This is a genomic window from Rhodococcus sp. WB1 (assembly GCF_001700945.1).
In the GTDB taxonomy this organism is placed as follows: domain Bacteria; phylum Actinomycetota; class Actinomycetes; order Mycobacteriales; family Mycobacteriaceae; genus Rhodococcus; species Rhodococcus aetherivorans.
Window position 1 is genome coordinate 5,455,947 of the sequence record NZ_CP015529.1, and the last position, 12,547, is coordinate 5,468,493.

The following is a 12,547-nucleotide window of genomic DNA, read 5'->3' on the forward strand; positions in this document are numbered from 1 at the left end:
ACGCATTCGGAATTCATCCTACTGCCCGGAAGCGTACTTGCCCCGTCCGACACAGGACGGGCCGCCGACGCCGCTCACCGGCCCGCAGGCGCGGCGTCGCGAGTACGGGAGGGTGAATCGCTAGGGCGACGAGGTTCGGACAGTGTGCCGCGCCTCGACGTCGCGCACGAAGCGCGCGGTCGCGGCCGCGAGCTCCCCGGCATGCGAGCGCGGCGACCAGTGCCCGGCGTCGAGCGGTTCCCGGCGCAGATCGGTGACCCACTTCTCGGTGTCCTCGTACCCGACCGGCCGCACCGCCCGGTCCCGCAGGCCCTGGATCAGCTGAACGGGGACGTCGGTGCGCCGCTCGCGCGGCGCGCGGAGCCGCCGGCGCAGGTTCGCCCGGTACAGCTTCAGGCCGTGCACCATGTCGTCGGCGAGCGTGGGCGCGACGGGTCCGATCAGGGCCGGGTCGGAGCGGTCGAAGAACCCGACGAATCGGGGCCAGTGCCGGGAGAACCACCACCGCAGCGCGGGCACGGGCAGGCCGGGGGTCTGGAACAGCACCGTGTAGGACGACGCCACGGCCTGCTCGAGCGGGCCGAGCGGGCGCCGCTCCCCCAGCCGGCGACGCATCCACAGCGCGAGGTGGTCGAGGTTCGGCCCGGACACCGAGGTGTACGACGCGATCCGCTCCGCCGCCCCGGGTTCGCACACGGCCTCCCAGCCCAGCACCGACCCCCAGTCGTGCCCGAGCAGGTGCACCGGCGCGTCCGGGCTCACCGCGTCGATCACCGCGAACAGGTCCGCGGCGAGCAGTTCGAGCCGGTAGGCCGCGACGTCGCGCGGCACGGTCGACGCGCCGGCACCGCGGTTGTCGAACCGGACGATCCGGAAGTCGCCGGCCAGCGCGGGCACCACGCGGTCCCACAGGGCATGCGTGTCGGGCCAGCCGTGGACCAGCACGAGGGTCGGCCCCTGCGGGTTGCCCTCCTCGACGACGTGGAGGCGGACGGCTCCGTTCGTGACGGTACGAGTGGTCATGTTCTCCCTCAGAGGTCGAGTACGAGCCGGCCACCGTCGGCGCGCGAGACACAGACGAGCATCTCCTCGCGACGTTCCTCGGGGGTGAGCCGGTTCTCGCGGTGGTCGGGGGTGCCGGACAGGACCCGCACCCGGCAGGTTCCGCAGAACCCCTGCCGGCACGAGTAGCCGATGCCGGGCCGGCGCCGGCGGATCACTTCGAGCGCCGATTCGTCGGCCGGGACGGCGAGCACCTCTCCGGTGCTCGCCAGTTGGACCTCGAAGGCCCGGCCGTCGACGACGGGTGGGGCACCGAACCGCTCGAAGTGCAGGGCCGACGCCCCCGTGGCATCGATGCCGGCACGCACCGCGTCCAGCATCGGGGTGGGCCCACAACAGTAGACGGCCCCGCCGGCGGGGGCGCCGGCGAGCAGGTCGGCGCCCGTCGGCGTGCCGTACTCGTCGTCCGGACGTACGAAAACCCTTGACGGATCCCATGTTCCGATCTCGTCGAGGAACGGCATCGCGGCCCGGGTGCGTCCGGTGTAGACGAGCCGCCAGTCCATTCCGGCACGGTCCGCGGCGCGGGTCATCGCCAGGACGGGAGTGATGCCGATCCCGCCGGCGACGAACAGGGCCGCACCCTCGGCGACGAACGGGAACCCGTTGCGCGGACCGCGCACGGCCACCGGGTCGCCCGGTTCGAGGGCATGCATCTCGAGCGACCCGCCCCCGCCGCCGGGGATCCGGCGAACCGCGACGGTGTAGCGGGTGCGGTCCTCGTGATCGCCGCACAGCGAGTACTGCCGTCGCCGCCCGGAGGGCAGATGGAAGTCGAGGTGGGCACCCGGGTGCCACGCCGGCAGCTCGGCGCCGCCGGGGGCACGCAGCGTCAACCGCACCACGTCGCCGTCGGCCGTCACCGGGTCCTTTTCGGTGACAACCAGATTCAGCTGCAGATCGGGGTCCCCGGCACCGGCGGCGCCGTCGTAGCCGAGAGCCGTGACGAGACGCAGGTAGCTCTCCACGACGGAACCGAGCAGGCCCATCGCACGGTCGGTCCGGTTCCGCCCGTGCAGGTCCGACGGGCGACGGTGCCGCGGCAGCACCCCGGTCATCGGGCTGCCGCCCGGGCCGCGGGGGAGGACGCCAGATAGCGGACCGCCTGACCGGTCGAGCCCTCGTGGCTCGGGTGGTACGAGCGGTGGAAGTACCGCGACATGCGCCTGCCGAGGTCCACCGGGCCGGGTAGCGTGCCGCGGCGACTCGCCGCCAGCCAGTCCGAAAGATGAGGTGCACGCACATGTTTCGATGCACGCGCCAGGTCCGGGTCGTGGGCCATGAGGAATCGGGCACCGCGGATCCACAACCACACGAGGACCGGGGTGACGAGGAGCTGGGTGCGGATCCGCCGGGCCTCCCCGGGGTCGAAGTAGCGCATCACGTCGTAGGCGACGCTGCGATGCTCGACCTCCTCGGCGCCGTGCCAGCGCAGCAGGTCGAGCATGGTCGGATCGGTGCCCGCCGCGTCGAGGCCCTTCGCATTGAGGACCCAGTCCCCGAGGAACGCGGTGACGTGCTCGACGGCGGCGATGATGGCGAGCCGCTCGACGAGGTAGTTCTCCGCGCGCAGTCCGGTCAGCGGTCGCCGGCCGAGCAACCGGCCGAACAGCCACCGCATCTGGTCCGTGAACGGGGTGGGATCGAGACCCTTCGACTCGAGTTGCTCGAGTACCCCCTGGTGAGCGTGGGAGTGCACCGATTCCTGGCCGATGAATCCCACGACGTCTTCGCGCAGTTGTTCGTCCTCGATGAGCGGCAGCGCCTCCTTGAACGTCTCGACGAACCACTCCTCCCCCGCCGGCAGCAACAGATGCAGGACGTTGAGCACGTGGGTGCTGAACGGATCGCCCGGCACCCAGTGCAGGGGCAGCGTGCTCCAGTCGAACTCGACGTTGCGGGCCTGGAGCAGGACGCGGTCCGGTTCGATGAGTGGTGTGGACATGGACGTACCTCCCGATGCGGACGTGTGCGGCAGCGCACAACCGGCTGATTTCAACGTAACATCGGGTTACATATAAATCCAGGGTCGGATCAGCCGTACGTGTCCCGCGGTCCGCGGCCGCGGACGTGCCGCTCCCCCTTACGCCAGCTCGGCGCCGTCGGCCCGGTGATCCGCAGCTCCTTGACCACCCCGTGCCCGACCGCGGCGGCGATCTTCGCGAGGATCTGCGCCTGCATCATGCGCAGCTGGGTCGCCCACGCGGTCGACTCCGCCGACACGTGCAGCACCCCGTCGCGCAGCGTCGTCGGCGACGCGTGCGAGGCGATATCGTCGCCGACCACGCGCGCCCAACTGCCCAGCACCGTGCCCTCCGACACGCGCCCCGACCATCCCCGCTGCTTGGCCAGCGAGTTCGCCAGCGCGCCGAGCGGCTGCGGGTCCCGCTCGTCGGGGCCCGGGCCCGACCAGCCGCGACGGCGGCGCCGTGGTCGCAGCGCCCCGCGTGACGCGCGCCCCTGCCCCACCGACTTCCCGCTCGCCTTCGCGGCCGCACGGGCCTCCTCCAGCGCGCGACGGGCCAGGTCGATCCCGCGCAGCGGCGGCTCGGGGGGTTGTTCGCCCGGATTCTCGGTGCTCATCGCAGTGCTCCGTCCACGGTTCCGTCCAGATCCGGCTGCGAGGGATCGCCGCCGTCGAGCCGGGTCAGCACCGAGAGCCGTCCCCGGTCGGTGTCCTCGGCCCGCACCCCGAACCGGACCGCGGACAGCTCCGCCGGCACGTCCTCGGGGACCGCGGCGGTGATGAGTACCTGCTCGGCCGAGGCCGCGACGGCGGCGAGCGCGGTGCGACGACGCCGATCCAGCTCGGCGAACACATCGTCCAGCATGAGGACCGGGTCGGTGCCGTCGGCCCGCAGGAGCGAGAAGGCGCCCAGGCGCAGCGCCAGCGCGAACGACCAGGACTCCCCGTGGCTGGCGAATCCCTTGGCCGGCTGATCACCCAGGATCAGGTCGAGTTCGTCGCGGTGGGGGCCCACCAGGCACACGCCCCGCTCGATCTCCTTCGTCCGCGCCTGCGCCAGCCGGGTCAGGAACGCGGCCTCGAGCACCTCACGGTCGTCGGATCGCGGCGCGCGGGCCGGGTCGGCGAACTCCGGCGGCAGCGCCTCGCCCACCGTGCTGCGGTAACGGAGCAGCGCCGGTCGTGACTCGGGGGCGATCGATCGGTACGCCTCGGCGACGTGCGGGGCGAGCTCGTGCAGCAGCGCGACGCGGGCCGCGAGCAGCTCGGACCCGTGTGCCGCGAGATGGCCGTCCCACACGTCGAGCGTCGCCAGGGCGCTCGCCCCGTCGCCGGACCGGCTGCCGCGGCGCAGCGCACCCCCGGCCGTCTTCAGCAGGGCCGAGCGCTGTCGCAGCACCTTGTCGTAGTCGGCGCGGACCCCGCTCATCCGCGGGATGCGGGTGGCGAGCAGCTCGTCGAGGAACCGGCGCCGGTCGCCCGGGTCGCCCCGCACCAGCGACAGGTCCTCCGGCGCGAACAACACCGTCCGCAGGATGCCGAGGATCTCGCGCGGCCGCCGGGTCGGGGACTGGTTGATCCGGCCCCGGTTGGGCCGGCCCTCGTTGAGTTCGACGTCGATACCCAGTTCCCGGCCGCCGTTGACGACGACCGCACCCACCTGGGCGCGCGACGTCCCGCTCCGGAACAGCGGGGCATCGCCGGACACCCGGTGCGAGGTCAGCGTCGACAGGTAGCCGAGCGCCTCGAGCAGGTTGGTCTTGCCGTGCCCGTTGCGACCGAGGAACACCGTCGGCCCCGGCGCCAGATTCAGCGAAACGGCTTCCCAGGAACGGAAGTCGCGCAACGAGAAGGTGCGAACGTACACGGGCTCCGACCGTTTCCTGCCCCCGGGTCAGCCCGGCAGGCGCACCGGCATCAGCAGATAGGTGTAGTCGCTGTCCGGGGCGGCGAACGTACCGGAGGCGTCGGGCTCGGGCGCTTCCTCGAGCGCCGGTCGCAGCACCGCGGGACGGCTCGGCGTCGTGAAGCCGAACGACACCTTCTCGCTGTGCAGCGAGCCGAGACCGTCGAGCAGGTACCCGGGGTTGAACGCGATGATCAGCGGCTCACCCTGGAACTCCGCGGCGAGGGACTCCTCCGCGCGCCCGGCGTCGTCGCCACCGGCCGACAACAGCAGACCGCCGTCGGTGAACTCGAGTCGCACCTGCGCCCCGCGCTCGGCGACGAGCGCGACGCGCTTGATCGCGTCCACGAGCGGCGCGATGTCAACGGTCGCCATCGCGGTGTGCTCGGTCGGCAGCAACTGGCGGAACTTGGGGAATTCGGCGTCGAGGAGGCGGGTGGTGGTGCGCCGGCCGTCCGCAACGATGCCGAGCAGGCCCTCGGCGCCGACCGACGAACCGGCACCCAGTGCGAGCTGGACGGGCGAATTAGAAGATCCGCCAACGGTTTTCGCCGACTCGGAGAGGGTCTTGGCCGGCACGAGGACCGCGGCGGTCGCGGTGTCGGCGGTGGGCATCCACTCGATCTTGCGGACCGCGAGGCGGAACCGGTCGGTGGCCGCGAGCACCATGTGGGTGCCGTCGATCTCCACACGGATACCGGTCAGCATCGGCAGGGTGTCGTCCTTGCCGGCCGCGACCGCGACCTGGCTGATCGCCTCGGCGAACACCTCCACGGGCAGCGAACCGGTCTGCTGCGGCAACTCGGGCAGCTGCGGGTAGTCCTCGACCGGCATGGTCGGCAGGGAGAACTTCGCACTACCGCAGTTGATGAGCACCCGCGTTCCGTCGAGCACCACGTCGACGGGCTTGTTGGGCAGCGCGCGGGTGATGTCGGCGAGCAGGCGGCCCGACACGAGTACCTGCCCGGGGGTGATGACCTCTGCGGAGACATGGACCTGCGCGGAGACCTCGTAGTCGAACCCGGAGACGGTCAGTCCCTGCTCGTCGGCGCCGAGGAGGACGCCGCCGAGCACCGGCACCGGCGGCCGCGACGGAAGACTGCGCGCAACCCACGCGACGGAGTCGGCGAAGTCCTCGCGAGCGACACGAAACTTCATGCTTCCAAGCTCCATCGCCCGGCGGATCCTTTCGCTCTGATGGCTGTCGATCGATTCAACGAAGTCTGGCACAGGACCCCGACACCGAGGTCGGCGGCGGGGACGTCGCTCCACGGTATGCGCTCGTGGAGCACTTGGAAAGCCGGAGGCTCGAGGGGGGCGCGGCACTCGAGACCCTGTGCACTCGAGTCCTCCACAAGCCTGTTTTGAAAGAGGAATCTTCGAGAGAAAACACAGAAGTAGTAATAGGGGTTGTGGAATCTGTGGACGAACGACCGTCTACGCTGGTGAGGCGGGCTTCTCGAGCCCCGCACTCTCGAGGATGAACTCGAGGAATTCTCGAGGACGGATGTGGACATCTCGAGAGTGTTCAACATCGGTACACCGTCCGTCCACAAAGATCCCACGTTGTACACACGGTTGTCCACAGGTGTGAGTCACTGCCCATCCGTCTCGAGAATCACACCCACCGCCCACCGCCGGCCCGTCCCCGGATACGACGAAGGGCCCGGACGCGATCGTCCGGGCCCCTGCCGCAGGGTGGTACGGCTCAGCGCTTGGAGCGCTGCTTGATACGCGCGGTCAGCTCCTGCACCTGGTCGTAGACCTTCCGCCGCTCTGTCATCTCCTTGCGAATCTTCTTGTCCGCGTACATGACCGTCGTGTGGTCCCGGCCGAAGGTCTGCCCGATCTTGGGCAGCGAGAGGTCGGTGAGCTCGCGGCACAGATACATCGCGATCTGTCGCGCCTGGGCCAGCGGCCGCGCCTTGCCGGGCCCGCACAGGTCGTCGATCGAGGTGCCGAAGTACTCGGCGGTCACCGCCATGATGGTGGCCGAGTTGATCTCGAGAGCCGTCGAGTCGGGGATGAGATCCCGCAGCACCACCTCCGCCAGCGTCAGGTCCAGCGGTTGCCGGTTGAGGGACGCGAAGGCCGTCACCCGGATCAGCGCACCCTCGAGTTCGCGGATGTTGCGTTCGATCCTGCTGGCGATCAACTCGAGGACGTCGTGCGGCACGTCCAGCCGGTCCATCCGCGCCTTCTTGCTGAGGATCGCGATGCGGGTCTCGAGTTCGGGCGGCTGGACGTCGGTGATCAGACCCCACTCGAACCGGGTCCGCAGGCGCTCCTCGAGCGTCGCGAGCTGCTTCGGGGGACGGTCGGACGACACCACGATCTGCTTGTTCGCGTTGTGCAGGGTGTTGAAGGTGTGGAAGAACTCCTCCTGGATACCTTCCTTGCCCTCGATGAACTGGATGTCGTCGACGAGGAGGATGTCCGTCTCGCGGTACCTGCGCTTGAACGCCACCTTGCGGTCGTCGCGGAGGCTGTTGATGAAGTCGTTCGTGAACTCCTCGGTGGAGACGTACTTGACCCGCATGCCCGGGAACAGGCGCTGCGCATAGTGCCCGGCGGCATGCAGCAGGTGCGTCTTGCCCAGGCCGGAGGCACCCCAGATGAACAGCGGGTTGTACGCGCGGGCGGGCGCCTCGGCGATCGCCACCGCGGCCGCGTGGGCGAACCGGTTCGACGCTCCGATGACGAACGTGTCGAACGTGTACTTCGCGTTGAGGCTGCTGCTGCCGGTCGGTGCCGCGGCGGCGGGCGGCGGCGGCTGGGTGAAGTAGGACGGCCACGACTCCCGGACCGCGGTCATGGCCTCCCGGTCGTCGTCGACCTCCTCGAGTTCGCCCGTGTCGACCTCGAGCATGCCGTGGTCGAGGGAGGAGGGGCGGCGCCGCCGGAACGGATGCACCATGTCGCGGGGGTCGGTCTCGCGCGGTCCGGTGGGAATCGGCCGCGTATCGAACGCGTGGGGCTCGGGCGCGCGGGGGTCCGGCGGCAGGCCCTCGAGGGGCAGCGTGTCCCGGGGCACGGCGTAGGGGTCCTCGGCGGGATCGTCGACGGCCGCCGAGGGTTCGATGCGCACGCCGAGTCCCTCGACGCGATGGCCGAGGGTGCGGTGGAGCGCGCGGAGGATCGGCTCGCGCAGATCCCGCTCGATGGCCTCCTGCGCGAACGAGGACGGAACCGACAGGAGGGCGAAACCCTGCGCCAGGGTGATCGGCCTGACCAGGGCGAGCCACGCCTTCTGGCCCTTGCTGAGGCCCTCGCCGTCGGCGGTCAGCTCCGCGACGACGTCCGGCCACACGTCGGCCAGCGCGTTCGGCTCGTCGTTCACGTCGCGTCCTCCCCAGTTCTCTCGATCCGAATTCCACACGATTATCCACAGATGTGGACAACCACAGGGTGGCGGCCTGTGGGATGTGGATTGGGAGTTGTAGAGAGCGGGGCACACCGAGGACGAGACGCGAGGTCCGGCTCGGACACGAAGTGCCCAGTGTGACATGTCTCGAGAAGCCCGGCGCGCGCGGCCCGGGCTAGCGACTGCGCGTGCCGGCCCGCGCGCAGACCGGCGGCCGGGCGCAGCGCCGGTGCCCGCGCGGCGGAAGCGAGTGGCCCCGCTCACCGCGGTGGTGGGCGACGAGGAACAACCCCGGCGAAACCATGAACGGGAGCGTACCGGAATGTGAACGGAGTCACACGACTTCGTGGTGCGAACGTGACGCACGGGAAAATGGGTGTGCGGCGTGTCGTCTTGCGTGTGCCGAGCCGGCGCGGTTTGATTTCGTGCTTGCCGCCGAGTAGCCTCGAACAGTCACTCATACAGCAGTGACGGATCCGTGCTGCCACGCAGTATTTTTCGCGTACGGCACGTGTCATGCGATTTCCGTACACGTTGGACCGAGGACGCCGACCGGCGTCATAGAACTTCGAGGAGTGTTGACCGTGGCCAAGGGCAAGCGGACGTTCCAGCCGAACAACCGACGCCGCGCGCGCGTTCACGGCTTCCGTCTCCGGATGCGGACCCGTGCGGGTCGTGCGATCGTGTCGGCGCGTCGCCGCAAGGGCCGCACCTCGCTCACCGCCTGATCCCCGATTCCGGGAGCTCGGGGTGCTACCTGAGCCGTATCGCCTGCGGCGCCGCGCGGACTTCTCCGAGACCGTTCGTCGTGGCCGCCGGCAGGGGCGGCGAGATCTGGTCGTTCACGCGATCGAGCGGGAGCAGGCCGAGCTGGTGGTGAGTTTCGGCGGTCCGCGGTTCGGATTCGTCGTGAGCAAGGCTGTCGGGCCGGCGGTGATTCGACATCGAGTCGCACGCCGGCTTCGTCATATCTGTGCGACTCTCGTCGACGAGGTTCCCGCCGGCGCAGACGTCGTCGTCCGGGCGCTTCCGGGTGCCGCCTCGGCCTCCTCGCAGGAACTCGACCGGCAGGTTCGCTCCGGCCTCGCCCGACTGGGTCTGGTCGCGACGGCGCGGCGGCCGGGATGAACACGGACGGGATGAACGCTGACGGCGTGCTGCGGTCGGTGCGCTCCGCACCGGCCCGGATGTTGATCTTCTGCATCGAGCTCTATCGCACGTACGTGTCTCCAACACGCATGCCGACCTGCCGTTTCACCCCCACCTGCAGCGAATACGCCGTCGAGGCGTTGCGAACCCGGGGGTTCGTGGTCGGCTCCGTGCTGACGGTCGTCCGCCTGCTCAAATGCGCGCCCTGGCACCCTGGGGGTTGGGATCCGGTGCCCGAGCGGCGGCATCGATCGGTCGACCGGGGTCCCTGACCGGCACTGAAGACTTCGGACCGACGCCGCTGGGTGGCGACCTTGGACGACCTGAGGAGTACATAGAGCCGTGCTCGACTTCATCTACTATCCCGTGTCCTGGATCCTCTGGGTCTGGCACAACGCCTTCACGGCCCTGCCCGGACTGGAACCCGACGACGGCGCGACGTGGGCGCTGTCCGTGGTGTTCCTCGTCTTCACGCTGCGCGCGATCCTGTACAAGCCGTTCGTCAAGCAGGTCCGGACGACGCGGCAGATGCAGGAACTGCAACCGCAGATCAAGGCGCTGCAGAAGAAGTACTCCAACGACCGGCAGCGGCAGGCCGTCGAACTCCAGAAGCTGCAGAAGGAACACGGCTTCAACCCGCTGATGGGTTGCCTCCCGGTCCTGTTGCAGGCGCCGGTGTTCATCGGTCTGTTCCACGTGCTGCGCTCGTTCAACCGCACCGGTGAAGGATTCGGTCAGCTCGGCCTGTCACCGGAGGAGAACGCCCAGCTCGGAAACTATGCGTTCAGCCCGGAGGACGTGCAGTCCTTCCTCAGTGCGCGCCTGTTCGGCGCGCCGATCTCGGCGTGGATCACCCAGCCCGAGGCGTCGCTGGTGGCGTTCGAGCCGTTCGGCGGCATCCCCTCCCGCCTCGACATCGCGCTCGTGGCGATTCCGCTGATGATCGTCGCGGGCATCGCGACCCACTTCAACTCCCGCGCCTCCGTCGCGCGGCAGAGCGCGCAGGCCGCGGCGAATCCGCAGGCCGCGATCATGAACAAGCTGGCGCTGTGGGTGTTCCCGCTCGGCGTCATCGTCGGCGGCCCGTTCCTGCCGATCGCCATCCTCCTGTACTGGGTGAGCAACAACATCTGGACCTACGCCCAGCAGCACATCGTCTTCCGCAAGATCGACCAGGAGGAAGAGGCCAAGAAGCAGGCCGCGATCGCACGCCGCAGCGACAACGCCCCCAAGCCGGGTGCCCGTCCCGATCGGGCCGCGAAGAAGAAGGCTCCGTCCACCACCGGGGAGGACGCTGTCGCCGGTGCCGCGGACGCTTCGGAGATCTCGCTGGAGAAGCCGGCGGCGGACGACACCTCCGGCGGTGCCGGGCCGTCCGCCCCGCCGGCCGGAGGCCCGAAGAACGTCGCCGGATCGAAACGCCCCAGCGGCTCGAAGAACTCCAAGCGCAAGCGGCGCTGACCGAAGAAGAGAGAGCGAATCATGGCCAGTGACCTGGACAAGGCACAGGAGGATGCCGACGTGACCACCGAGACGCCGGATCTCGATGCGGATTCCGACTCCGAGGACGATCTCCTGATCGAGGAGGGCGAAATCGCCGGCGACTACCTCGAGCAGCTGCTCGACGTCCTGGACTTCGACGGCGACATCGATCTCGACGTGGAGGGCGACCGTGCGGTCGTGAGCATCGACGGCGGCAAGGATCTGTCCAAGCTCGTCGGCCGCGACGGCGAGGTACTCGATGCCCTGCAGGAGCTCACCCGCCTCGCGGTGCAGCAGGTCACCGGCGAGCGCAGCAAGCTGATGCTCGACATCGCGGGGTGGCGGGCGGGCAAGCGCGCAGAGCTCAGCCAGCTCGGCACGGCCGCCGCGAAGCGGGTACTCGAGACCGGGGAGCGCGAGGAGCTGACCCCGATGACGCCCTTCGAGCGCAAGATCGTCCACGACGCCGTGGCCAAGATCGAGGGTGTGTCCAGCGAGAGCGAGGGCGCCGAGCCGCAGCGCCGGGTCGTCGTCGTCAAGAACTGACCGGACAGCAGTATCGATCGGACAGCAGTATCGATCGGACAGCAGTATCGATCGGACAGCAGTGCGTGGGAGGGATCTCGGCGGGTGCGTCGGGATCCCTCCTTTCTTCGAGGCCAGTGTCGTCGGGAGAGGATGTTTCACGTGGAACAGGACGAGGCGCGCATCCACGAGATCGCCGTTCGCGTCTTCGGTGAGCGACTCGCTCTTGCCGAGCAGTACCGGGATTCCCTCGCTACCGACGGTGTGGAGCGCGGTCTCATCGGTCCGCGCGAGGTCCCCCGCCTGTGGGACCGCCACCTGCTCAACTGCGCAGTGCTGGGTGAACTGATCGACGAAGGCGAACGTGTCGTCGATGTGGGCAGCGGTGCCGGGCTTCCGGGTATCCCGTTGGCGATCGCCCGCCCCGATCTGCATGTGACCCTCGTCGAACCCCTGCTGCGACGGTCGGTGTATCTGGCCGAGTTCGTCGAAACGCACGGCCTGACCAACGTGCTCGTCATCCGCGGCCGTGCGGAGCAGCCCGGCGTCGTGAAGGAAGCCGGCGGATCCGACGTCGTCACCTCGCGTGCGGTGGCGCCGCTGGCGAAGCTCGCCAAGTGGTCGCTGCCGCTCGTGCACGAGGGCGGACGGATGCTGGCGCTCAAGGGCTCCAGCGCGGCGGAGGAGATCGAACGCGATCGCGACGAACTCGTCCGTCTCGGTGCCGGCAACCTCGAGGTCCTCGAGTGCGGCGTGGGTCTGCTCGAGACCCCCACCCTCGTTGTGAAGGCGGAGCGGATGCCGCGGCCGGTGCGACGGCGCAAGAAGCGCTGATCAGGTTTCACGTGAAACCGCCCCCCTCCCCCACTCGAGCGGTCTCCCGCCTCGAGTGCGCCGACTCGAGATGTGCGCGACTCGAGACTCTCGAGCTGAACGATTCTCTCGAGCAGGCGCCACTGTTGTCGCTGCAACCCGTGCGAGCCGCCCCTCGCGTCCCGATGGCGTGACGCGGAAGGCCACATCCTGACGGCACCTGCATCACCCGCCGCTCACCGCGTGCGCCGCGTCCGGAAATCCCCTCCTCGACTGCGAA

13 protein-coding genes are annotated in these 12,547 nt (G+C 69.6%); 6 read left to right on the forward strand and 7 right to left on the reverse strand.

Annotation, left to right across the window (positions count from 1 at the left end; translation table 11 throughout):
* Nucleotides 1-120: 120 nt before the first annotated feature.
* The 7 genes from A4U64_RS24490 to dnaA form a co-directional block, all read right to left on the reverse strand.
* Entirely contained in the window at nucleotides 121-1,023 is a 903-nt protein-coding gene (locus A4U64_RS24490) for an alpha/beta fold hydrolase (RefSeq protein ID WP_043799104.1), read from the reverse strand.
* A gap of 8 nt (nucleotides 1,024-1,031) precedes the next feature.
* A complete protein-coding gene (locus tag A4U64_RS24495; protein ID WP_050034255.1) occupies nucleotides 1,032-2,120 on the reverse strand; it encodes a PDR/VanB family oxidoreductase in 1,089 nt (362 codons plus the stop codon).
* A complete protein-coding gene (locus tag A4U64_RS24500; RefSeq protein ID WP_029546805.1) occupies nucleotides 2,117-3,007 on the reverse strand; it encodes a metal-dependent hydrolase in 891 nt (296 codons plus the stop codon). Before A4U64_RS24500 ends, A4U64_RS24495 begins: the two co-directional genes overlap by 4 nt.
* A gap of 89 nt (nucleotides 3,008-3,096) precedes the next feature.
* Nucleotides 3,097-3,645 carry a DUF721 family protein gene (locus tag A4U64_RS24505; protein WP_043799108.1) on the reverse strand — a complete coding sequence of 183 codons (549 nt, stop codon included), beginning with the start codon at nucleotides 3,643-3,645 and terminating at the stop codon, nucleotides 3,097-3,099.
* The gene (gene recF, locus A4U64_RS24510; RefSeq protein WP_029546804.1) at nucleotides 3,642-4,895 is read right to left on the reverse strand and encodes a DNA replication/repair protein RecF; all 1,254 of its coding nucleotides are present in this window, start codon (nucleotides 4,893-4,895) and stop codon (nucleotides 3,642-3,644) included. Before recF ends, A4U64_RS24505 begins: the two co-directional genes overlap by 4 nt.
* 27 nt (nucleotides 4,896-4,922) lie before the next feature.
* The gene (dnaN, locus tag A4U64_RS24515) at nucleotides 4,923-6,107 is read right to left on the reverse strand and encodes a DNA polymerase III subunit beta (RefSeq protein WP_029546803.1); all 1,185 of its coding nucleotides are present in this window, start codon (nucleotides 6,105-6,107) and stop codon (nucleotides 4,923-4,925) included.
* Nucleotides 6,108-6,642: 535 nt separating this feature from the next.
* Nucleotides 6,643-8,274, reverse strand: coding sequence for a chromosomal replication initiator protein DnaA (gene dnaA, locus A4U64_RS24520; protein WP_044475805.1), 1,632 nt, complete (start codon nucleotides 8,272-8,274; stop codon nucleotides 6,643-6,645).
* Between the two features lie 608 nt (nucleotides 8,275-8,882).
* On the opposite strand from dnaA, the gene rpmH reads away from it, so the two are divergent.
* The 6 genes from rpmH to rsmG all read left to right on the forward strand — a co-directional run bounded on the left by rpmH (nucleotide 8,883) and on the right by rsmG (nucleotide 12,288).
* Complete coding sequence (gene rpmH / locus A4U64_RS24525; protein ID WP_006934459.1) at nucleotides 8,883-9,026, forward strand: 50S ribosomal protein L34; 144 nt, start codon at nucleotides 8,883-8,885, stop codon at nucleotides 9,024-9,026.
* 22 nt (nucleotides 9,027-9,048) lie between these two features.
* Entirely contained in the window at nucleotides 9,049-9,426 is a 378-nt protein-coding gene (rnpA, locus tag A4U64_RS27955; protein WP_006934454.1) for a ribonuclease P protein component, read from the forward strand.
* A gap of 11 nt (nucleotides 9,427-9,437) precedes the next feature.
* Complete coding sequence (gene yidD / locus A4U64_RS24535) at nucleotides 9,438-9,719, forward strand: membrane protein insertion efficiency factor YidD (RefSeq protein WP_006934452.1); 282 nt, start codon at nucleotides 9,438-9,440, stop codon at nucleotides 9,717-9,719.
* A 70-nt stretch (nucleotides 9,720-9,789) separates the two neighbouring features.
* Nucleotides 9,790-10,908, forward strand: a complete 1,119-nt coding sequence (gene yidC, locus A4U64_RS24540; protein WP_006934450.1) for a membrane protein insertase YidC — start codon at nucleotides 9,790-9,792, stop codon at nucleotides 10,906-10,908.
* A 21-nt stretch (nucleotides 10,909-10,929) separates the two neighbouring features.
* Nucleotides 10,930-11,475, forward strand: coding sequence for a Jag family protein (locus A4U64_RS24545; RefSeq protein ID WP_029546800.1), 546 nt, complete (start codon nucleotides 10,930-10,932; stop codon nucleotides 11,473-11,475).
* 132 nt (nucleotides 11,476-11,607) lie between these two features.
* Nucleotides 11,608-12,288 (forward strand): 16S rRNA (guanine(527)-N(7))-methyltransferase RsmG, encoded by a 681-nt coding sequence (gene rsmG / locus A4U64_RS24550; protein WP_065923253.1) that lies wholly within the window; start codon nucleotides 11,608-11,610, stop codon nucleotides 12,286-12,288.
* Nucleotides 12,289-12,547 lie beyond the last annotated feature (259 nt).

Excerpts from the sequence above, each read along its gene's own strand:
- A4U64_RS24500 (WP_029546805.1), bottom strand. The coding sequence starts at position 3,007 with ATGTCCACACCACTCATCGAACCGGACCGCGTCCTGCTCCAGGCCCGC.
- A4U64_RS24495 (WP_050034255.1), bottom strand. The coding sequence starts at position 2,120 with ATGACCGGGGTGCTGCCGCGGCACCGTCGCCCGTCGGACCTGCACGGG.
- rsmG (WP_065923253.1), top strand. The coding sequence starts at position 11,608 with ATGTTTCACGTGGAACAGGACGAGGCGCGCATCCACGAGATCGCCGTT.
- yidD (WP_006934452.1), top strand. The coding sequence starts at position 9,438 with ATGAACGCTGACGGCGTGCTGCGGTCGGTGCGCTCCGCACCGGCCCGG.
- A4U64_RS24505 (WP_043799108.1), bottom strand. The coding sequence starts at position 3,645 with ATGAGCACCGAGAATCCGGGCGAACAACCCCCCGAGCCGCCGCTGCGC.
- A4U64_RS24545 (WP_029546800.1), top strand. The coding sequence starts at position 10,930 with ATGGCCAGTGACCTGGACAAGGCACAGGAGGATGCCGACGTGACCACC.
- dnaN (WP_029546803.1), bottom strand. The coding sequence starts at position 6,107 with ATGGAGCTTGGAAGCATGAAGTTTCGTGTCGCTCGCGAGGACTTCGCC.
- A4U64_RS24490 (WP_043799104.1), bottom strand. The coding sequence starts at position 1,023 with ATGACCACTCGTACCGTCACGAACGGAGCCGTCCGCCTCCACGTCGTC.